This window comes from Loktanella sp. D2R18 (genome assembly GCF_003318235.1).
In the GTDB taxonomy this organism is placed as follows: Bacteria; Pseudomonadota; Alphaproteobacteria; order Rhodobacterales; family Rhodobacteraceae; genus Yoonia.
The window spans coordinates 68,487-89,801 of the sequence record NZ_QOCG01000002.1 but is presented as its reverse complement, the minus strand read 5'-3'; the positions used below and the strand labels follow the sequence as shown (position 1 = coordinate 89,801).

Sequence of the window (21,315 nt, the reverse complement as noted above, 5' to 3'; positions counted from 1 at the left end):
AAATCTCTATCGGACTTTTATTACCCAACGGAGCGAAACATGCTTGATAATGCCCCACGTGGAACCATCTGCATTGAGGACATCGAAATTGGGATGATCCGCACCCTACGCAAGGTTGTGACGGATGAAGATATCGAAATGTTCGCCACAGTCTCGACCGATCGTAATCCTGTGCATCTCGACGATGACTATGCCCAAGATACAATCTTTGGCGGGCGCATCGCACACGGCATGCTCACAGCCGGATTGATCAGCGCGGTGATCGGTGAACAATTGCCGGGGCATGGCACGGTATATCTGGGGCAAAGCCTGAAATTTCTGGCCCCAGTGCGCCCCGGCGACATGGTTCTAACCGAAGTCGAAGTGATGGAAATCGACAACGCAAAACGCCGCGTGACAATGAATACGCGCTGCCTTGTGAACGGCAAAAAGGTGCTTGTCGGCGACGCCACGGTTCTCGCGCCATCGCGCAAGTTCGACTAGGGTTGCAGCCCTTTGCAGGCCGCGCTACGCAAGGCCATGCGCATCATTCGTGACACACTTTTTATCGACCCTAGCGACCGCGGCGCAGCTGCGGCGATTGGGAATTTTGACGGGGTTCATATCGGCCACCAATCGGTGATTGACCTGACACGGGACATCGCCAAGGCCGCACATGCGCCTTTGGGAGTGATGACGTTTGAACCGCATCCGCGCAGCTATTTTTCGCGCGATTTCGACCCGTTCCGTCTGATGAATGCCGAGGCCCGTGCAAACCGGTTGGAAAAGCTTGGCGTCGAAAAGCTGTACGAGGTTCCGTTTAACGAAGCCCTTGCCAGCCTCACACCGCGCGCATTTGCACAAGACGTCATCGCTGATCGGCTAGGGTTGAAACACGTCGTTGTCGGTGCCGATTTTTGTTTCGGACAAGGGCGCTCTGGAACGATTGGTGACCTACGCACCTTTGGGGATGAAATGGGTTTTGGCGTTACCGTGGCCCCGATTTTAAAGATTGGGTCTGCAAATGTATCATCCACCGCGATTCGGCAGGCCCTGAGCGAAGGCAAACCGCGCGACGCGGCCGCGATGCTAGGCCACTGGCACCGTATCGAAGGCGAAATTATTCGCGGTGATCAACGTGGCCGCGAGCTTGGGTTTCCGACGGCAAATATGTCAATTGCCGGCCTGCACCCACCAAAATTTGGCGTGTATGCTGTCAAAGTTGATGTCTTAGACGGCCCGCACGCAGGCAGCTACGATGGTGCGGCCTCTATTGGTGTGCGCCCGATGTTTGATGGCGATGTGCCAAATTGCGAAAGCTACTTGTTTGATTTTAAAGGTGACCTTTACGGTGCGACGCTTTCGGTTGCATTGGTCGACTATCTGCGGCCAGAGCTAAAGTTTGACGGGTTGGACGCGCTGATCGCGCAAATGAACGCTGATTGCGCCACCGCCCGAAAGATTTTGCAAGATGTCGAATGAAATCACCCGCGCGGGGTTGGCTGACCGGTTTTGGGAAACCAAACCAATGGACAAGCTTTCGCAACCCGAGTGGGAAGCGCTTTGCGATGGCTGCGGGAAATGCTGCCTGAACAAGCTAGAAGACGAAGACACCGGCGTTGTTGTGATGACCCGCGTGGCCTGTCGGTTGCTCGACAACCAAAGCTGCCTATGCGGAAACTATCCAATCCGGCATAATTTTGTGCCCGAATGCATCGTGCTCAGTCCCAAAACTATCGAAGACACGATGTATTGGTTGCCGCAAACCTGCGCATATCGGCTCGTTTACGAAGGCCGTCCCCTGTACGATTGGCACCCGCTAATCACAGGTGACCCCGAATCGGTTCACCGCGCCGGCGTATCCGTGCGCGGCATGACCATCCCAGAGTTTGAAATCGACGAAGACGACTGGGAAGACCACATCATAGAGGAGCCAACATAATTGTTTTTCTCATCCGATAACGCGGGTCCAGCGCACCCAAAAGTCATCGAAGCCGTCATACAAGCCAACACGGGCTACGCGCCCGGCTATGGTGGTGACGCGATCACCGAGGCTGCCCGCCAACAGGTCCGCGACGTTTTTGAAGCACCTGATGCTGCTGTCTATTTTGTCATCAACGGCACCAGCGCAAATGCGTTACTGCTTGCGACCATGTCCCAGCCTTGGGACACGATCTTTTGTGCCGATGTCGCCCATATCCAAGAAGACGAATGCAACGCGCCAGAATTCTATTCGCAGGCAAAGCTGACTTTGGTGCCGACAGTCGACGGCAAAATGTCACCTGATGCCTTACGCGCCAAAATCGAATCTGAACAGAACCGCGGCGTACATGGCCCGCAACGCGGACCGCTCTCGATCACTCAGGTGACCGAAAAAGGCACGATATACAGCTTGGACGAAATTCGCGCGTTGACAGATGTGGCCCGTGAATTTGGCATGAAAACCCACATGGACGGCGCGCGCTTTGCTAATGCGATGGTCGCGCTCGATTGCACTGCCGCCGAGATGTCGTGGAAGGCTGGGATCGACACCATCAGCTTTGGCGGCACAAAGAATGGCGCTTTGGGTGTTGAGGCCTGCGTGATTTTTGATCCTGACCTCGCGTGGGAGTTTGAGTTGCGCCGCAAACGTGGAGGTCATTTATTGTCGAAACATCGTTTTCTGTCAGCGCAAATGCAAGGATATTTGACTGATGATCTGTGGCTAGAAACGGCCCGTGCTGCCAACGCGCGCTGTGCGCAACTCGCAGACGGGCTACGTGGCCACAATCGGCTGACGTTCCAATTTGATCCGCAAGCCAACATTATCTTTTTCGAAATGCCCCGCAGTGAACACAAACGGATGCTTGACGGGGGTGCGTTTTATTATCTGACGAATGGCGAACCCGATTCAGGTGATCCTGATGAAATGCTGACCGGGCGTTTGGTCACTGATTGGTCAGTAACAGAAGATGCCGTGCAGCAATTTATCGACCTACTGCACGGCTAGATTTTTATCCCCCCAAATAAACGTCCAAAGCGTCAAGCCGGTCTTGACCCCAAAACCGTTCATCCGTGTCCGTAATAAAGAATGGCGCGCCAAAGGCGCCATTGGCGACTGCATCTTCAAGGTTAGCCGCATAGGTTTCTGCACTGGTCAACATATGCTTGTCAGCAAGATCGGCTGCAAATCCTGTCTTTGTTAGGCATTCGCGGATCACGTCGTCTTGGGAAATGTCTTTCTCTTCCGCCCAGCATGCCGCGCCAATCGCATGGACCAGCCCAGCCACGTCGCCGCCTTCATTCTGCGCCGCGATAATTGCATAAGAAGACGGCGCAGGATTGGTTGGCCAAAACGCAGGCTTAGGATTTAACGGCATGCCGGTCTGCGCCGTCTGGCGACGCAGTTCTTGGGCGCGGTATTCCATCCGGCTTGGGTGGCGATCTTTGGGGGCGGTGCCACCGGTGCGCGCAAACAGGCTCATGATATCCAAAGGGCGATATGTGATCGTCGCACCATGTTTGGCAGCAATTTCGCCCGGGCGTTGCCCGCATAGGTAGCTGAACGGTGAAATCGTTGCAAAGAAGTAGTCAATATGGGCCATTTTTTCTCCAGTTGTCCGCGAAATGTTTGCGCGACGGTAACCCTGTGTTAGTCGGTGTCAACGCTTCGAATCTGTCATGTACTTGTTACTGCCTTCTGCCAAAGGACCCCCCAATGCCGACTATGACTGCACCTAAGCTTATTTCTGGAAACTCGAATCAACCGCTCGCCGCTGCGATTTCACGCCGTATGGCGATGCATCGCGGTATGGATGTCGGGCTGGTTGATGCCCGTGTCGAACGCTTTAACGACGGCGAAATTTTCGTCGAAGTGTTTGAGAACGTCCGCGGCGAAGACATGTTTATCATTCAGCCGACATCCAACCCGGCCAACGATAACCTGATGGAATTGCTGATTATCGCCGATGCGCTGCGCCGGTCCTCTGCTGATCGTATCACCGCTGTGATCCCTTACTTTGGCTACGCACGCCAAGACCGCCGATCAAAGGCGCGCACGCCAATTACGGCGAAACTGGTTGCGAACATGCTGGTCGAAGCTGGCGTTGAACGTATCTTGACCTTGGATTTGCACGCCACGCAAATTCAGGGTTTTTTCGATATCCCGGTGGATAACCTTTATGCATCCCCGATCTACGCATTGGATGCGATGCACAATTTCCGTGATCGGATGGAAGACGTTATGGTGGTATCACCCGATGTTGGCGGCGTGGCGCGCGCGCGCGACCTTGCCCAACGCCTTGGTGCGCCCCTGTCTATCGTTGATAAACGTCGCGGAAAACCGGGCGAAGTCGCTGAAATGACCGTTATCGGCGACGTCAAAGACCGCGTTTGCATCATTGTCGATGATATCGTTGATACTGCTGGCACCCTGTGCAAAGCCGCCGAAGTCTTGATGGATAACGGTGCCCGCGAAGTGCATTCCTACATTACCCACGGTGTCCTTTCAGGCCCTGCAGTCGACCGGATCACAAATTCAGCGATGAAAAGTCTTGTGATTACAGACACGATCGCCGCGACAAAACCAGTTTTGGCCGCCCCGAATATCCGGGTCGTACCAACAGCACCGATGTTTGCGCAGGCAATCTTGAACACTTGGAACGGCACATCCGTGTCATCCCTGTTCGACCACAAAACGCTCGGCCCAATTTACGAAGGCCTATACGCGGCGGACTAGCCGCTGATATGCATTTGATGGCACCCTCAGCCGTTCAACAAGGGTGCCATCAACAACGTTAGTTAAACAGGTAAGACACGTTCAACGAGACCGCTTCAAACGTCGGCTCATATCCCCCACCTTGGCTCGTCGTATTTGTTTCAAGATTGTCGTAGATCAGTTCATACCGCAGCGTGTTGCCGTTAAAGTCCTGCTGCAGACCCAGCCCAACCGTGTATCCAGAATTTACAGCATCAGCACTAGTGGAAGGGCTTGTCGCGGCGCTACCGCTGGATGCGGCAAAACCAAAGGATGCGAAACCTTCGAAATTGCCGACCGGCATACCGACGATTCCGCGCAAACGGGTCGTTGCAGAATGTTCACAATAGTAAGGCCCGGTCGCCCCATCCGAACACGTGTTCCCACCGTTCTCAAAATCACTACCGACAGCTATATCCGCGCCAAGCTCCGCACCAAAAAACATATCTGTCTGGTCCCAACGGTATCCCACGGTCCCAGTAATTGCGCCATAAGTGTCAGTAGACGAATTGTTGCCTGCGACACCTTCAAGCGAATCGCCCTGCACCAACGAAACCCCACCGCCGTAATATAGCCCATCGGCCTGGGCGGTTGTCCCGCAAAGAAATACTGTCGTTGCTAGAATAGTTTTGATCATCTTATTCTCCATAGGTTAATATTCGTCGATTAATGGAAAAACTCTGCGCCAAAAAACCCAAAAAGTCATGAAAAACGGATTCTACCCGGCCATTCATGTACCCTTGCGATAACATTGCAACACCGATTGTTGCTAATACAGATCCCAGCCATCGTCATTCGGAAGCTCACCAAAGGACGTCCATGCAATCCGGACGCGCGCGACTTGTGTGTCCGCCCAAGTGCGAAACACAATTTCAAATCCAGCTTCAGTGATGTTTTCGGCTTGAACATCGGCCCGTGTATTCGTCGAATTTGAAATATCCCACATCGACATCGATACTTGCACGTGCGGAGGCGTCCGATATTGGGTTTCAAATTTCACATGTTCGCGGCTTTGGCGTGGGCCGTTGCCACGCCACATCGCACCGTCATCTTCAAAATCAGAAAACAGGACCACATCGCCGTGATCTATACCAACTGTGCCACTGTTTAATCTATGCATCGCCTTTTGCGACCCCTTCAAAACCTTGGGGTTGTATGTCACATCTCACAAACAAACGCGACCCTACAATAGCAAAGGGCCCCGCGATGCGAGGCCCTTGTAATTATTAGCGCTTTTTTAACCGAAGTTAGAGTGCTCTGAATCCAACCCGATATGGGTGCCCATTGCAACCATATCCGCGATCAGCTTCGCGGCTTCATCGACGGGGCCCGGTTCATTTTCAACTTCTTCTTCATGCTTCTTGTACAGCTCTTTGGCGTCAGCAATCAGCTTTTCGTAGACTTCTTGCGTCATCTCATCGCGGTGCAAAGCCTGTTCAGCCAAGACCGAAACGCCCGTTGCGCTGATTTCAGCGAAGCCGCCAAGTACAACATATTCCTCGGTCGTCCCATCGTGCGTCACACGCATAATGCCAGGGCGCAATGTTGTAATGGTGGGCGCATGGCCCGCCATCACAGTCATGTCACCGTCAGCACCGGGGATAACTACCTCGGTTGTTTCGACTGAAGCCAAACGGCGTTCAGGTGAAACGAGATCGAATTGTAGGTTTGCCATGTTGGCTCCTTGCAGGTTCTGTGCGGGATAACCAACCTTTGCGATTTACAGCGGTCAGCTTTCACCGTTTTCATATCATCCACAACGAGCGGATACCATGTTTTTGAGGCGCAAAACAACGCCTCAGACGAATTACTCAGAAGCTGTGCCAGCGTCAAGTTGCAAAGCTGTTTCGGATCGCTTGGCCACACCCAACCTCCACAAGGTAAACAGCAAAAATAGTGGCAAAACCTGCAACTTAAGCACGAAGACTATCGGGATAGTAAGAATTGGCAACAGCCACCCCAGCATCCAAAGCCACTGAGACCATTTTTTGGATATATAAAATAGCTTTTCAGGTTGCGCAGCATACAGTGCCAAAACGACCTGAAAAACGACAAGATCATAAAGAAAACTGTATGGAAGCATGATAAATGTCGAAACGACAAACCACGCTAGCCAGAGACGGTGATCAGCTTTGCGCCCCGGCCAGGCACGCACCGATAGAAACGCTGCAGTGATCGCATAAACTGCGTGAAAAAAATATACTATTCCGGTATCAAAACTTAACATTCTTCCCTGCATAAAGCCGGTAGGGACAAGCACGTAAATAAACCCACGCCAGTTCTCTATTACAAGCCGCTGCTGCGCGACAGTATAATCAAAAAACAAGTACCACGGCTCTACACCCCACATCACAATCGAAACGCCAATCAATGGAATTAGGCAAACGCCACCCATAATAATAATGTAGAAATTTCTTTGTGCCACAAGCATGGGAAGCGCAACGAGACCAAGATGCGGCTTGATCGTAAGCATCGCCCAACTTGTAGCCGAAATAATCTTGGGTTTCTGCGCGGCATATACAATTGCTAAGGTTATCAAACTAGCCGTGAAATACCCATTTTGCCCAGCAAGTATGTTTAACATTCCAGCAGGTGAAAATACGACCAAGGCGACCCAAATCATATCCAATTTCAGTGCACGAACGGCAAAAGCGATAGATATGACACCACACGTATACCAAAGCGCCAAAGCCAGCATATATGGCATCGTCACTGCGATGCGTGAAAAAATGAAAATCGAGGGTGGGTATGACCAATTGTGGCTCGGGTAATTGTCGCCATAACTCTCACCTATGACATCCATATAGGCCAGTCCATCAAATAGAGTCTGCCACTCACCAGACGCAAGAAGCTCGCCTCCGGTATAAAAATTCAAGAAGTCTCGCCCTAAAACGTGGCCGCTTATATCCAACACACCATCAGAAAGCTCGTAGTAAAAGGACAATAGAAGCGCCATGGCGGCAGCCGAAATCGTTGCGAAACGAACCAAATTCAGCTGAGCAACCGCCATACCACAATCCATAGCCACCTATTTAAACTAGGTTATACTTATGCGGGAAAAGTGGATTGGTGAAAACCTTAATAAAAAAGGGCGCCGAAGCGCCCTTTTGAATAGATATTTTTATCACATTAGGCCGCGTCAGCAGCCATTTTTTCGGCTTTTGCTTTCACTTCTTCGATGCCGCCTACCATGTAGAAAGCGCCTTCTGGGAAGTGATCGTATTCACCGGCAACAACCGCTTTGAACGAAGAAATCGTGTCGTCCAGAGGAACCTGAACACCCGGTGAACCGGTAAAGATTTCAGCAACGTCAAACGGCTGTGACAAGAAGCGTTCGATTTTACGCGCGCGGGAAACGGTCAATTTGTCTTCTTCAGACAATTCGTCCATGCCCAAAATCGCGATGATATCTTGAAGCGATTTGTAGCGCTGTAGCATTTGCTGAACGTCAGCAGCCACTGCGTAGTGCTCTTCACCAACGATTGCTGGATCCAGCAGACGTGATGTTGAATCGAGCGGATCAACAGCAGGGTAGATACCCTTTTCAGAGATCGCACGGTTCAAAACGGTTGTCGCATCAAGGTGCGCAAACGATGTCGCAGGCGCAGGGTCGGTCAAGTCATCCGCAGGCACGTAGATCGCCTGAACCGATGTAATCGACCCGTTCTTCGTTGATGTAATCCGCTCTTGCATCGCGCCCATGTCGGTCGCCAATGTTGGCTGATAGCCAACCGCAGATGGGATACGACCCAAAAGCGCAGACACCTCGGAACCGGCTTGTGTAAAGCGGAAGATGTTATCGACGAAGAACAGAACGTCTGTACCAGATTGGTCGCGGAACGCTTCGGCCATTGTCAGACCTGACAGGGCAACACGCATACGCGCACCGGGAGGCTCGTTCATTTGACCGTAAACCAGGGCCACTTTGGACTTGGTCAGGTCATCCATGTCGATAACTTTGGATTCGATGAATTCGTAGTAAAGGTCATTACCTTCACGTGTACGCTCACCCACACCCGCGAATACGGAGTAGCCAGAGTGTACTTTCGCGATGTTGTTGATCAATTCTTGAATAAGAACTGTTTTACCAACACCCGCACCACCGAACAGACCAATCTTACCACCCTTCGCGTAAGGCGCGAGAAGGTCGATAACTTTGATACCTGTTACCAGAACTTCAGAAGCAGTTGACTGTGCTTCGAATTCTGGCGCTTCGGCGTGGATGGAACGGCGATCTTTTTCACCGATTGGGCCACGTTCGTCGATTGGCTCACCAATCACGTTCATGATCCGGCCCAGTGTGGCGTCGCCCACTGGAACTGTGATTGTTGTGCCCTGGTCGGTCACTTCTTGACCACGGACCAGACCTTCGGTCGCGTCCATCGCAATTGTGCGAACTGTGTTTTCACCAAGGTGCTGTGCAACTTCAAGTGTCAGTGACTTGCCGTTGTTGTCCGTGGTGAGGGCGTTTAGAATTTCAGGCAGGTGGTCACCGAACTGCACGTCAACGACGGCGCCGATGATCTGCGTGATCTTACCTTTAGCGTTTGCCATAATGGTTTTCTCCGGAGTCTAGAGCGCTTCCGCGCCCGAAATAATTTCAATCAGCTCGTTGGTGATGACGGCCTGACGCGAACGGTTAAATTCAATTGTCAGTTGGTCGATCATGTCACCAGCGTTGCGTGTCGCATTGTCCATCGCAGACATCCGCGCGCCCTGTTCAGAGGCCGCGTTTTCCAGCAGCGCGCTGAAGATGGCTGTCGCAACACCGCGCGGCAACAAGTCAGCTAGAATTTCTTCTTCGCTAGGCTCGTAGTCGTATAGGGTTGTGTCAGCGTCCTCGGCCACATCAAAGCTAGATGGGATGATTTGCTGGGCGGTTGGGTGCTGTGTGACAACGTTTTCGAAACGCGCGTAAAAGATCGTCGCGACATCAAATTCGTTTTCGTCAAAGCGGGCCAACACGCCTTTGGCGATGTCTTGTGCGTTCAGATAGCCAAGCCGTTTGACGCCACTCATGTCGACATGATCGACAAAGTAATCGCCCAACTCGCGCTTGATCGCGTCGCGGCCTTTTTTGCCGACAGTGATGATTTTCACTGTCTTGCCGTCTGCGATCAGTTTTTGCGCGTGCGTTTTAGCAAGCTTTGCAATGTTGCCGTTAAAGCCACCACACAAACCACGTTCAGCCGTCATGACGATCAGCAATTGCACCTGATCGCTGCCCGTACCGGACAGCAATTTTGGTGCAGTTTCTGAACCACCCACCGACGCAGCAAGCTGACCCATCACAGCGTTAAAACGCTCTGTATAGGGGCGTGATGCCTCGGCTGCTTCCTGGGCGCGGCGCAATTTTGCAGCCGCGACCATTTGCATGGCCTTCGTGATCTTACGGGTCGATTTGACCGACGCGATCCGATTTTTCAGGTCCTTAAGATTAGGCACGTGTTCGTCTCCTTATCTTTAGGTTTAAGCGAAATCAGCAGCGAAAGCGTCCAAAGCAGCTTTGATCTTGGCTTCAGCGTCGCCTTTGATCTTTGGATCTTCTTTGGTGATCATTTCAAGCACGTCAGATGCGTTTGTACGCAGGTGCTTGAGCAAACCAGCCTCGAAACGGCCAACGTCTTTGACGCCAACATTATCCAAGTAGCCTTTTGTACCAGCATAGATCACGCAAACGATTTCCGCGTTTGTCAGTGGTGCATATTGTGGCTGTTTCATCAATTCAGTCAGACGCGCACCACGGTTCAGCAATTGCTGTGTCGCGGCATCAAGGTCAGAACCAAACTGTGCAAAGGCAGCCATTTCACGGTACTGCGCAAGCTCAAGCTTAACAGGACCAGCAACAGATTTCATTGCGTTTGTCTGCGCAGCAGAACCAACACGTGAAACTGACAGACCTGTGTTCACCGCTGGGCGGATCCCTTGGTAGAACAGTTCAGTTTCAAGGAAGATCTGACCATCAGTGATCGAAATCACGTTGGTTGGAATAAACGCAGAAACGTCACCACCTTGGGTTTCAATGATCGGCAGTGCCGTCAAAGACCCGGAACCGTTGTCTTCGTTCAGTTTGCATGAACGCTCGAGCAGACGGGAGTGAAGGTAGAAAACGTCACCTGGGTAAGCTTCACGCCCTGGTGGACGACGCAGAAGAAGTGACATTTGACGGTAAGACACAGCTTGCTTGGACAGATCATCATAGATGATCAGCGCGTGGCGGCCCGCATCGCGGAAGTGCTCTGCCATGGCTGTCGCAGCATATGGTGCAAGGAACTGCATTGGCGCAGGATCAGAAGCAGTCGCAGCAACAACGATTGAATATTCAATCGCGCCGGATTCTTCGAGCTTTTTCACCAGCTGTGCAACTGTTGACCGCTTTTGACCAACCGCAACGTATACGCAAAACAGTTTGTCCGAATCGCTTGCAGCCGCATCATTGTATGATTTTTGGTTCAGGATCGTATCAAGTGCGATCGCTGTTTTACCTGTTTGGCGGTCACCAATGATCAATTCGCGCTGGCCACGGCCAACTGGGATCATTGAGTCAACAGATTTCAGACCCGTCGCCATTGGTTCGTGAACCGATTTACGTGGGATAATGCCGGGCGCTTTGGAATCAGCAACTGCGCGTTTTTTCGTTTTGATCGGGCCTTTGCCGTCAAGCGGGTTACCCAGACCATCAACAACGCGACCAAGCAGTTCGTCACCAACAGGAACGTCCACGATGGATTTTGTGCGCTTAACAGTGTCGCCTTCTTTGATGTCACGGTCAGAACCGAAGATAACAACACCAACGTTGTCAGCTTCAAGGTTCAACGCCATCCCGCGGATACCACCGGGGAATTCAACCATTTCACCGGCTTGTACGTTATCAAGGCCATAAACGCGGGCGATACCATCACCAACGCTTAGTACCCGGCCGACTTCGGCCACTTCGGCTTCTTGGCCAAAGTTTTTGATCTGGTCCTTAAGGATCGCAGAGATTTCAGACGCTTGGATCGCCATTTATCCGACCTCTTTCATAGTGTTCTGGAGTGCGTTGAGCTTTGAGGCGATCGACGTATCGATCATCTTAGAGCCCACTTTGACAATAAGACCGCCGATGATAGAGGCATCGACGGTTTCTTTGATGGTGACAGATTTGCCCACTTGGGCAGTAAGTGTTTTGGCTAGCTTATCGGCTTGCGCTTTTGTCAGCTTCTTGGCTGCGGTCACTTCGGCAGTCACCTCGCCACGTTCTTCGGCCAACATGCCTTGCAGAACAGCCAAAAGCTGCGGCAACACAAACAAACGGCGCTTGCTTGCCAGCAGCGCCAATACATTGCTTGTTGATGCAGACAATTTCATTTTTGTTGCAATCGCGGCGATCGCGGAACCTTGTTGTTCACGGCTATACAGCGGTGAAGACAACAGCGTGCGCATGTCATCGCTTTCAGTGATTGCAGTTTCCAAAGCCGCTACGTCAGTTTCGAGCGCTTTGATGGCCTTGCCTTCTTTGGCAAGGTCAAACACGGCTGTCGCATAACGCGACGCAATGCTTGTGGAGATACCAGCAGTTTCGGACACGTCCACCCTTCCGATGTCTTAGGCCCAATCACCACCCCATTTAGGGCGACAACCAAGCAACTTGTTTGGCCCCCGTGGATCACGAAAGCGTCAAAATCCTGTGCGATGTAGCAGAGCAACTATGCTGTCGCAAGTTCCCTGCGCAGTTAATCCACACCATATCTGGCTTGATAGGGATTTGGTGTATCATTTTTGAGGCCAAACCACGAACGTCGGGTCAAAAAGCAAAAAAGGTGCGGTCAATTAAGACCACACCCTTTATCAACGAATCTGTTGTCGTACCGAATTCTTCTAAAAGAGGTCCTGCCACCCGGTGCCATCGTGGCATCGCAACTTGTTCGTCGTCGAATCAAAGTAGACGTCGCCAGCCGCCGCAGTTCCGGGCGTCGCGCTCGGCTCCACATGTAACACTTGGTTAATACGCACGCGCCCATCAGCACCATCGATTCCGATGGCTGTGAACCATGACGCTCCGTCTGCGCTGACTTTAATACTAAAATCATCGCTGCCAGAAAGCCCCATTTCCGCGCGCCCGGACCACCCACTTTGATAGAGTAGTGATGCGGTGTCGCTGACCCCCGCCTTATTGATTTTAAGCTGGTGCCCAGCGCCGACATTGTTCAATAGCGTCGCCTCACTGGAAACAGCCAATCGGTTGATCGCATCGGCTGTCGTGTTCACTCCGATCATCGCGACATTCTGCGGCTCAAACGCCGCCCCTTTCGTGACCCAAACCCCACTATTCAGGACTTGCAGCTCGCCAATGTCGCGCACCCATGCTGTCCAACCATCTACGGGCGCGACAAATAGCCACCCCCCGCCGCGCCACGTTGCGATTTGCCCGTCTTGCCCGACCCAATCGCCCGTCGCACCCGTCCCGATCCCCCAAGATTCGCCCTCCGCCGGGCTAGCGGGGGGCATCGTGGCGCCGCTCTCTTCCAGCGTCAGCTGCACGAGCAGATCAAGCAGCTCGATCGCTTCGTTATGCGTGACGTGTTTTTGCGCCTGTGCTGGCAAGATAAACGGCATGGACAGGTTCGGGGTAAAATCAGACATGGGGTCATCGCGCCTTTTGGGAAATGTGAAATCCCCGGCAGTATTGACCCACCCGTGTAAACGATCGCTGCATCCAGCGCACGGGGGTTAACGCGTCGTTAAGACCTCTCAGGCACCAAAGTAGTTAACGAATCGTAATTGTGGCATGAGAGGAATTCACGTGAAGCGCGCTTTGATCACTGGGGTCACAGGCCAAGACGGGTCTTACCTTGCCGAATTTCTGCTTGAAAAAGGCTATGAGGTCCACGGCATTAAACGCCGCGCATCGCAATTTAACACCAATCGCATTGATCACATTTACCAAGATCCGCAAACCGACGACGCACGATTCATCCTGCACTATGGCGATCTGACCGACAGCTCGAACCTGACCCGGATCGTCGCACAGGTACAGCCCGACGAAGTTTATAACCTCGGCGCGCAATCCCATGTCGCCGTCAGCTTTGAAGCCCCCGAATACACCGCTGATGTGGATGCAATGGGCACGTTGCGCCTGCTAGAGGCCATTCGTTTTTTGGGACTGGAAAAGAAAACCCGGTTTTATCAAGCTTCGACCTCTGAACTTTACGGGCAGGTGGCTGAAAGCCCGCAGACTGAACAGACCCCGTTTCATCCGCGCAGCCCTTATGGCGTGGCCAAGCTATTCGCCTATTGGACCTGTGTGAACTATCGCGAGGCTTATGGCATGTACGCCTGCAACGGCATTTTGTTTAACCACGAAAGCCCGCGGCGCGGCGAGACATTTGTCACCCGGAAAATCACACGCGGGCTGGCTAATGTCGCAATGGGTCTGCAAGATTGTCTTTATATGGGCAACATCGACGCGCTGCGCGATTGGGGACACGCCCGCGACTATGTGCGCGCGCAGTGGATGATGCTGCAACAAGACTGCCCCGAAGACTATGTAATCGCCACCGGTGTTCAGCATTCTGTGCGCGACTTTATACGCTGGTCGGCGGCTGAACTGGGGTTACAATTGGCCTTTAAGGGAAAAGGCATTCATGAAATGGCCGTGGTGGAAGCCGTCACCAGTGACCGCGCCGCCTCGGCCAAACCCGGCGATGTGATTATGCGGATCGATCCGCGTTATTTCCGACCCGCCGAGGTCGACACATTGCTGGGCGACCCGACAAAGGCCCAGGCACAGCTTGGTTGGTCACCGCAGATCACTGCACAACAGATGTGCGCCGAGATGATCGCCGAAGACCTGCAAACGGCACGGCGCCATGCGCTTCTGAGGGAACATGGGTTAAGCCTGCCGATGACGATCGAGGCCTAAACATGCGTATATATGTGGCCGGGCACAACGGCATGGTTGGCAGCGCAATTCTGCGGCAACTGGCGCAGACTGATCACGAAATCCTGACGGCACCGCGCGCGCAAGTCGATCTAACCAACCAAAGCGCCGTCCGTGATTTTTTGCGCCAAGAACGCCCCGACGCGGTTATCCTTGCCGCGGCGCGTGTTGGCGGAATCATGGCCAATGCAAACTACCCTGCCCCATTCATCTACGACAATCTGATGATCGCAGCGAATGTCATTCATCAATCCCATAACGCTGGGACTGATCGGCTTTTGTTTCTTGGATCTTCGTGCATTTACCCGCGTGACGCCGCGCAACCCCTACGCGAATTTGCACTTTTAACAGGTCCGCTTGAACCAACCAACGAACCCTATGCAATCGCAAAAATCGCCGGAATCAAACTGTGCGAAAGCTATAATCGACAATATGGCACCGATTACCGATCAATCATGCCGACCAATCTTTACGGTCCGGGCGACAATTTTCATCCTGAAAATGCCCATGTTCTGCCAGCGCTGATCAATCGGTTTCATGCGGCCACGCAGGCGGGCGATGATACCGTAACCGTTTGGGGCAGCGGCACGCCCCGGCGCGAATTCTTACACGTCGATGATCTGGCGATGGCCGCATTGTTCGTTTTGGAATTGGATAAAGCGCATTACACAGCCGCGACATCGCCGATGCAAAGCCACATCAATGTCGGCACAGGCACCGACATCACAATTGCAGAGCTCGCGGCGATGATCGCAGAGATTACCGGGTTCTCGGGCACCATCACCTTTGACCGCAGCAAGCCCGACGGCACACCACGCAAATTACTGAACGTGCAAACAATGGCCGACCTTGGCTGGCGCGCGAAAATCAACTTACGCACCGGGATCACCGACACCTATCAGTGGTTGAACGCGCGGCGAACAGATGAACGCGCGCAACCCAGGTTGAGGAAAGTGACATGATTACTCCGGTCATACTATGTGGCGGGTCTGGCACGCGACTGTGGCCGCTTTCACGCAAAAGCTACCCGAAACAATTTGCACCCATAATCGGCGACCAAAGCCTCTTTCAGACCAGCGCGCTCCGGTTGCAGGGCGAGGCATACAAAAGCCCAATTGTGGTCACCGCAGACCAATTTCGGTTCACGGTCACACAACAACTACAAGAGATTGGGATCGATCCGGGTGCCGTTTTGATCGAACCCACAGGGCGTGACACTGGCCCTGCGATTTTGGCGGCGGCGTTGCATCTGGCAACGACAGATCCCGAGGGGCTCATGCTTATTGCCCCATCTGACCACGTTATCCCCGATAACATCGCGTTTGATGAGGCCGTAACTGCAGCGACCCTAGCCGCGCAAAACGGTCAAATGGTCACCTTTGGCATTCAACCTGACCAGGTAGAAACTGGCTATGGGTATCTCGCACTTGATACTGTTCCGACCGGTGCAATAGAACCCGTTGCGCTCAAAGGGTTTGTCGAAAAACCGGATGCGTCACATGCTGCGCAAATGTTGGCAGATGGTCGTTATCTGTGGAATGCAGGGATATTTTTGTTCTCAGTCAAAACAATCCTCGCGGCCTATCAAGCCACAAGCCCCGACATGTATGCCGCCGTGCAAGCCGCTGTTGCCGGCGCACAATCTGACCTTGGATTTTTACGGTTAGCACCCGACCCATGGGCCACAGCCCCGGCGATATCAATTGACTATGCGGTGATGGAAAAAGCCGACAACCTGTCGGTCGTGCCCTTTGCCAGTAGCTGGTCAGACCTGGGCGATTGGGCCGCTGTTTGGCGTGAAACCAACAAAGATGGGCTTGCGCTTTCCGGGGCGGCGACCGCAATTGATTGCACCAATACGTTGCTACGCTCCGAAGTCGGCACGCAAGAAATTGTCGGCATTGGTCTGGACGACATTATAGCCGTGGCCATGCCTGATGCGGTGCTGGTCACGCATAAAGATCGCGCGCAGGACGTCAAAAAAGCCGTTGCGATTCTGAAAGAAAAATCCGCACCGCAGGCAACATGCTTTCCAAAGGATCACCGTCCGTGGGGCTGGTTCGAAAGCCTCGCAACAGGTGATCGCTTTCAGGTCAAGCGGATCGTGGTTAAGGCAGGCGGCGCATTATCCCTGCAATCGCATCATCACCGCGCAGAGCATTGGATCGTCGTACAAGGGACCGCAAAAGTCACCGTTGGCGAAGATACCCAACTTCTTTGCGAGAACCAATCCATCTATATCCCGCTTGGCGCCATCCATCGGCTTGAAAACCCAGGAAAACTGCCGATGGTCCTGATCGAAGTACAAACTGGCGGCTACCTCGGCGAAGACGACATTATTCGTTATGAAGACATTTACGCACGTGACTAATGCATTCGCAGAGCCTACAATCAATAGATGTGCAAGGCAGCACTCTGCGTTTCATACGTTGAACGCAAGTTGCCAACCGTGCTAATTTTTGCCGCAATTCTGGTGTTTAAAAGCATCGCAACTATTTAGACGTTTATTTCTTAGGAGAAATTGTCCCTTGTGTGAAGTTTGCCAAGCCCTCGCCGATACAACTGAATCAGTTTCTGGTCTTTCTGCAGACTGCCCAGCCTCAACACTCGATTCCGGCACCTACCGCGGCGATAACGTCGTCACGATTTACTTTGTGCAAGACGGGGACGATGCGAACGCGGCCGACGAAATCTATGACACTTCTGGCTCGGACGAGATGGAATCCGAAGGATGGAGCGACGAAGAGATAGAGCAGTTCATGAAGGCTGTCGCTACGATCTCTAACTACATCGATGTGACCTTTGAAGAATCAAGCGACCCTGACGCTGACTTCCAAGTCGTCCTTGATGACAACGAATTCTCAAGCAGCGGCGCTCTTGGTTATTTCTACTTACCGAGCTACGCAGGCGATAACTCTTCGGTCATGGGAGCATTCAATAGTAATGGTCTTGGCTGGAATGAAGACGGCGGGCTTGAAGCTGGCGGACTAGGCTATTCAACAATCATTCACGAAGCGCTGCACGGGCTGGGCCTTGCGCACCCGCATGACGGCGATAGCATTCTGAACGGGCTTGTAGAGGGTGCGTCTCCATTTGGCGAATACGGCGACTACGACCTCAATCAGGGCATCTATACGATCATGTCCTACAATGATGGGCTGTATACTACCCCTGCAGGGCTAAACGAGGGGAACTCTGCCACGCCCATGGCGCTCGACATTGCGATTTTGCAAGAAATTTACGGCGCCAACACGACCTACAATAGCGGCGATAACGTCTATGAAATCCCGGACAATGATGATGCTTGGATTTCAATTTGGGATACGGGCGGCGAAGACACAATCAGCTACTCGGGCACAAAAGACGTCACAATCGATCTGCGCGAAGCAACTTTGATCTACGCCGAAGGCGGCGGCGGGTACATTTCTGGGGCTGACGGGGTTGCGGGTGGCTATACCATTGCGAACGGCGCAGTCATCGAGAACGCGATCGGTGGATCAGGCGACGATACGTTGATCGGAAATGGCGCTGATAACGAGCTAACCGGTAACGGTGGCAACGATGAATTGGTAGGCGGCACTGGCGACGACGATCTGGACGGCGGTAGCGATGATGATACGCTCTACGGGGATTCAGGCAGTGATGATGCCACTGTGTCCAGCGGTAACAATACCATTTATGGTGGCAGCGGGTTTGACGACTTGGACGGCGGGTCGGGTGTTGACACGATCTTTGGCGGCAGTGGCGACGACAACATCTCTGGCGGCGGCGACGACGACACACTGTATGGTGGGCGTGGCGACGACGATATCAATGGCGACGCAGGTGCCGACACGATCATTGGCGGCATGGGTGCGGATACACTAACGGGCGGTGCCGGCGCAGATACATTCGTCTTTAATGCGATGTCTGACAGCTTTGTCGGGAATGGTGATACGATTGTTGATTTTGAAAACGGTTCCAATACAATCGACCTGTCAGCATTTGGGATCACCAGTGCCGAAGTCACGCTGAACACATCTAGTGGCAACACAACTGTCTTGATCGACAGTAATGGTGATGGCACCGACGATATGGCTATTTTGCTGACGGGCACGACGTCTGTAGACGTGGCAAACGACTTTATCTTCTAATGCGTGTTCTGGTTACCGGTGGCGCAGGCTATATCGGTAGCCATACATTGCTCGAGCTCATGGCCCAAGGCCATGAGGTTTGTGTTCTTGATGATTACTCTAATGCCACGCCCGAGGTTTTGAACCGGGTGCGCGTCCTATCGAACGGCACAGTGACAGACTACACGGGCGATGTCCGCGACCCCGCAATGCTTGATCAAGTGATGCAAGATTTCCGCCCGGATGCGGTGATCCATTTTGCTGGCCTGAAGGCGGTTGGCGAAAGCGAAGCAAAGCCGCTGTTGTACTACGATGTGAACGTGGGCGGTACGCTGGCCCTCCTGCGCGCGATGGATCGCGTAGGTTGTCGCACGATCATCTTTTCCTCGTCGGCCACAGTTTACGGCGAACCTGTCTATCTGCCCTACGACGAAGCCCACCCAACCGCGCCAATGTCCGTATACGGCCAGTCAAAGCTGATGGCTGAAAACATCCTAACAGGCTGGGCGCACGCGACACAGGGTGCCGCCGCCGTGCTATTGCGGTATTTTAACCCGGTCGGCGCACATCATTCGTCAAAGATCGGCGAAGACCCCAAAGATATTCCCAACAATTTGATGCCATACATCGCGCAGGTCGCCGTCGGAAAACGTCCGGCGCTTACCGTGTTTGGCGATGATTACGACACACCCGATGGTACGGGGTTGCGCGACTATATCCATGTGGTTGATCTGGCCCGCGCACATGTCGCAGCGCTGGGTTATGCCATCAAAACACCCGGCGCGCGCCCGTTCAACATCGGCACCGGGCAAAGCTATAGTGTGCGCGATATGGTTGCGGCTTTTGAGAGTGCCTGCGGCCAGAAAATCGCAACAGTCCAAGCCCCGCGCCGTGCCGGAGATATCGCAGCCATGCAGGCGGATGCCTCACGTGCGGCGGCGGAACTCGGATGGCGGGCTGAACATGATCTCAACGACATGGCGGCAAGCACATGGGCGTGGCAATCCGCGAATCCAAACGGGTACGATCCCCAAAAATGACAAAGGCTTCCCGGTGAAAATCACACGAGAAGCCCTTAGACAAATCATTAACCAAATCACAAGAACCTTGCCCTGACGCCGATTTCTAAGCTTTTAGGTGCTAAAGTCTGTGCATTTTGTCACAATACACCAAGAATTTTGTGAATTTGGCCATATATTACACTTCAAGTCGGCGCGAGATGTCAGCAAGCCCGACCCGCAGCATCTCTTGCGCGGCTTCGGCGCGATCTGCCTCGACATAAAGCCGCAATTCAGGGGCGTTGTCCGACGGCCGTAGGTGGACTATGCGACTATCTTGCAAAGTTATCCGTAGCCCATCAGTTTGATCAATGGCGGCTTCCTGCCCCTCGAAACACCGCAAAAACGCGGCGCGCGCTTCTTGCGTTTCGGAAAGCTTATGCACCAGCGCTTGCGTCTTATCTGTCGCGACATTCCGCAAGCGATCTGCAGCAGTGAACCGAGCCGGCTGATCGGCGACCAGTTCTGCGACACTGCGCTGACGTGCTGCGGAAAGCACCCCAAGCATGGGCAAAACGGCATCGCGGGTCATCAATGGCGGCAATGACCCGTTCGGTCCCTGCGCACAAAACCCCAAAAGGAATCCGCCGTTTGCCTCATAGCCAACGATTTTGCCTTCGCATGCTTCCATTCCGGCAATCACATATGGTGACCCAATCTTGGTGCGCCGCACCGAAAGGATTTGATCAACACCCGTATTCGACGACACCGGAGTCACCGCCATTTCTGCCCCTAGGGCCTGCGCCACTATCTGACCCAGAATATCGCCTGAGACCACGCCCCCCCCGGCATCGGTCACCAACGGACGGTCCCCGTCGCCATCGGTAGAAACGATCGCCGCCAAGTCCTGCGTTGACGCCCATTTGCGCAATTGCGCGCGTAAGGCAGGTGAAACGGCTTCGGTATCAACAGGAATAAATGTATCGGACCAACCCAGCATCACCACTTCCGCGCCCAGCGCGGTTAACAAATCGGCAAGCTGATCACGCCCCACTGCACTATGTGCATAAAATCCGATCCGCATCCCCTGCAACACCTGCCCATAGGCGGCCACATAGCGCGCGTTATATTGGGCGCAGATTTGGTCGTTCTGGGACAGGGTGCCGGGATTGGCCGTTACCGTCTTGCCCAGTGCAGCAAGGATCGCTTGCTCATGCGCCTTTGTGATTTCGCCAGCTGGCGTATAGAATTTAAGCCCGTTGCGATCCGCGGGAATATGGCTCCCCGTGATCATCACCGCCGCAGCGTCCGCGGACATCGCCCCCAAGGCCAGCGCCGGGGTAGGCACCGCGCCACACATAGTCACATGCACCCCAGCCGCCATCGCCGCAAGGGAAACCATTTCAGCAATATCGGGCGAGGACGGGCGCAGATCGTAACCGATGTAAACCCCTGTGCCGATCGGACAAGACGCGATGAAAGCCGTGACATGTTGCCCAACGCAATCCGGTGTCAGTGCGGTGACAAGGCCGCGCAATCCGCTGGTGCCAAATTTGGGTGTGCTCATGATTT

Annotated in this window: 21 protein-coding genes; 10 read left to right on the top strand and 11 right to left on the bottom strand. The window is 53.4% G+C overall.

What is annotated here, in order from left to right; translation table 11 throughout:
- Positions 1–39 precede the first annotated feature (39 nt).
- Genes DS901_RS00510 through DS901_RS00495 form a run of 4 tightly spaced genes read left to right on the top strand, consistent with a single transcriptional unit; the run spans position 40 to position 2,968 of the window.
- Positions 40–483 carry a MaoC family dehydratase gene (locus tag DS901_RS00510; RefSeq protein WP_113774971.1) on the top strand — a complete coding sequence of 148 codons (444 nt, stop codon included), beginning with the start codon at positions 40–42 and terminating at the stop codon, positions 481–483.
- Positions 484–519: 36 nt separating this feature from the next.
- The gene (locus tag DS901_RS00505) at positions 520–1,461 is read left to right on the top strand and encodes a bifunctional riboflavin kinase/FAD synthetase (RefSeq protein WP_113774970.1); all 942 of its coding nucleotides are present in this window, start codon (positions 520–522) and stop codon (positions 1,459–1,461) included.
- Positions 1,451–1,921: a YcgN family cysteine cluster protein gene (locus tag DS901_RS00500; protein ID WP_113774969.1), complete on the top strand. Its 471-nt coding sequence runs from the start codon at positions 1,451–1,453 to the stop codon at positions 1,919–1,921. Before DS901_RS00505 ends, DS901_RS00500 begins: the two co-directional genes overlap by 11 nt.
- On the top strand, positions 1,922–2,968 hold the full coding sequence (locus tag DS901_RS00495; protein ID WP_113774968.1) for a threonine aldolase family protein: 1,047 nt from the start codon (positions 1,922–1,924) through the stop codon (positions 2,966–2,968). It begins immediately after the preceding gene.
- Positions 2,969–2,972: 4 nt separating this feature from the next.
- On the opposite strand, the gene DS901_RS00490 is transcribed toward DS901_RS00495, so the two are convergent.
- Positions 2,973–3,563: a 2-hydroxychromene-2-carboxylate isomerase gene (locus DS901_RS00490; RefSeq protein ID WP_113774967.1), complete on the bottom strand. Its 591-nt coding sequence runs from the start codon at positions 3,561–3,563 to the stop codon at positions 2,973–2,975.
- Between the two features lie 113 nt (positions 3,564–3,676).
- On the opposite strand from DS901_RS00490, the gene DS901_RS00485 reads away from it, so the two are divergent.
- Positions 3,677–4,696: a ribose-phosphate pyrophosphokinase gene (locus tag DS901_RS00485; RefSeq protein ID WP_113774966.1), complete on the top strand. Its 1,020-nt coding sequence runs from the start codon at positions 3,677–3,679 to the stop codon at positions 4,694–4,696.
- 58 nt (positions 4,697–4,754) lie between these two features.
- Here DS901_RS00485 and DS901_RS00480 read toward each other — a convergent pair whose 3' ends face one another.
- The 9 genes from DS901_RS00480 to DS901_RS00440 all read right to left on the bottom strand — a co-directional run bounded on the left by DS901_RS00480 (position 4,755) and on the right by DS901_RS00440 (position 13,336).
- Positions 4,755–5,351 carry a hypothetical protein gene (locus DS901_RS00480; protein WP_113774965.1) on the bottom strand — a complete coding sequence of 199 codons (597 nt, stop codon included), beginning with the start codon at positions 5,349–5,351 and terminating at the stop codon, positions 4,755–4,757.
- Positions 5,352–5,483: 132 nt separating this feature from the next.
- Positions 5,484–5,834 (bottom strand): H-type lectin domain-containing protein, encoded by a 351-nt coding sequence (locus tag DS901_RS00475; protein ID WP_113775053.1) that lies wholly within the window; start codon positions 5,832–5,834, stop codon positions 5,484–5,486.
- Between the two features lie 117 nt (positions 5,835–5,951).
- Positions 5,952–6,389, bottom strand: coding sequence for a F0F1 ATP synthase subunit epsilon (locus tag DS901_RS00470; RefSeq protein ID WP_113774964.1), 438 nt, complete (start codon positions 6,387–6,389; stop codon positions 5,952–5,954).
- A 132-nt stretch (positions 6,390–6,521) separates the two neighbouring features.
- Positions 6,522–7,724 (bottom strand): glycosyltransferase family 87 protein, encoded by a 1,203-nt coding sequence (locus tag DS901_RS00465; protein ID WP_181820695.1) that lies wholly within the window; start codon positions 7,722–7,724, stop codon positions 6,522–6,524.
- A 119-nt stretch (positions 7,725–7,843) separates the two neighbouring features.
- Positions 7,844–9,268, bottom strand: a complete 1,425-nt coding sequence (atpD, locus tag DS901_RS00460) for a F0F1 ATP synthase subunit beta (protein WP_113774962.1) — start codon at positions 9,266–9,268, stop codon at positions 7,844–7,846.
- A gap of 18 nt (positions 9,269–9,286) precedes the next feature.
- Positions 9,287–10,159, bottom strand: a complete 873-nt coding sequence (locus DS901_RS00455) for a F0F1 ATP synthase subunit gamma (protein ID WP_113774961.1) — start codon at positions 10,157–10,159, stop codon at positions 9,287–9,289.
- A 24-nt stretch (positions 10,160–10,183) separates the two neighbouring features.
- Positions 10,184–11,719, bottom strand: coding sequence for a F0F1 ATP synthase subunit alpha (atpA, locus tag DS901_RS00450; protein WP_113774960.1), 1,536 nt, complete (start codon positions 11,717–11,719; stop codon positions 10,184–10,186).
- Positions 11,720–12,286, bottom strand: coding sequence for a F0F1 ATP synthase subunit delta (locus DS901_RS00445; RefSeq protein ID WP_113774959.1), 567 nt, complete (start codon positions 12,284–12,286; stop codon positions 11,720–11,722).
- Positions 12,287–12,571: 285 nt separating this feature from the next.
- Complete coding sequence (locus DS901_RS00440; protein WP_113774958.1) at positions 12,572–13,336, bottom strand: DUF2793 domain-containing protein; 765 nt, start codon at positions 13,334–13,336, stop codon at positions 12,572–12,574.
- A gap of 160 nt (positions 13,337–13,496) precedes the next feature.
- Here DS901_RS00440 and gmd point away from each other — a divergent pair, with 160 nt between their 5' ends.
- The 5 genes from gmd (at position 13,497) to galE (ending at position 19,785) form a co-directional block, all read left to right on the top strand.
- Positions 13,497–14,615: a GDP-mannose 4,6-dehydratase gene (gmd, locus tag DS901_RS00435; RefSeq protein WP_113774957.1), complete on the top strand. Its 1,119-nt coding sequence runs from the start codon at positions 13,497–13,499 to the stop codon at positions 14,613–14,615.
- A gap of 2 nt (positions 14,616–14,617) precedes the next feature.
- The gene (locus DS901_RS00430; protein ID WP_113774956.1) at positions 14,618–15,595 is read left to right on the top strand and encodes a GDP-L-fucose synthase family protein; all 978 of its coding nucleotides are present in this window, start codon (positions 14,618–14,620) and stop codon (positions 15,593–15,595) included.
- Positions 15,592–17,004, top strand: coding sequence for a mannose-1-phosphate guanylyltransferase/mannose-6-phosphate isomerase (locus DS901_RS00425; RefSeq protein WP_113774955.1), 1,413 nt, complete (start codon positions 15,592–15,594; stop codon positions 17,002–17,004). Before DS901_RS00430 ends, DS901_RS00425 begins: the two co-directional genes overlap by 4 nt.
- Positions 17,005–17,161: 157 nt before the next feature.
- Positions 17,162–18,766, top strand: a complete 1,605-nt coding sequence (locus tag DS901_RS00420; protein WP_113774954.1) for a M10 family metallopeptidase C-terminal domain-containing protein — start codon at positions 17,162–17,164, stop codon at positions 18,764–18,766.
- The gene (galE, locus tag DS901_RS00415) at positions 18,766–19,785 is read left to right on the top strand and encodes a UDP-glucose 4-epimerase GalE (protein WP_113774953.1); all 1,020 of its coding nucleotides are present in this window, start codon (positions 18,766–18,768) and stop codon (positions 19,783–19,785) included. Before DS901_RS00420 ends, galE begins: the two co-directional genes overlap by 1 nt.
- Before the next feature lie 157 nt (positions 19,786–19,942).
- Here the strand turns inward: galE and DS901_RS00410 are convergent, their stop codons facing one another.
- A complete protein-coding gene (locus DS901_RS00410) occupies positions 19,943–21,310 on the bottom strand; it encodes a phosphomannomutase (RefSeq protein WP_113774952.1) in 1,368 nt (455 codons plus the stop codon).
- Between the last annotated feature and the right edge of the window lie 5 nt (positions 21,311–21,315).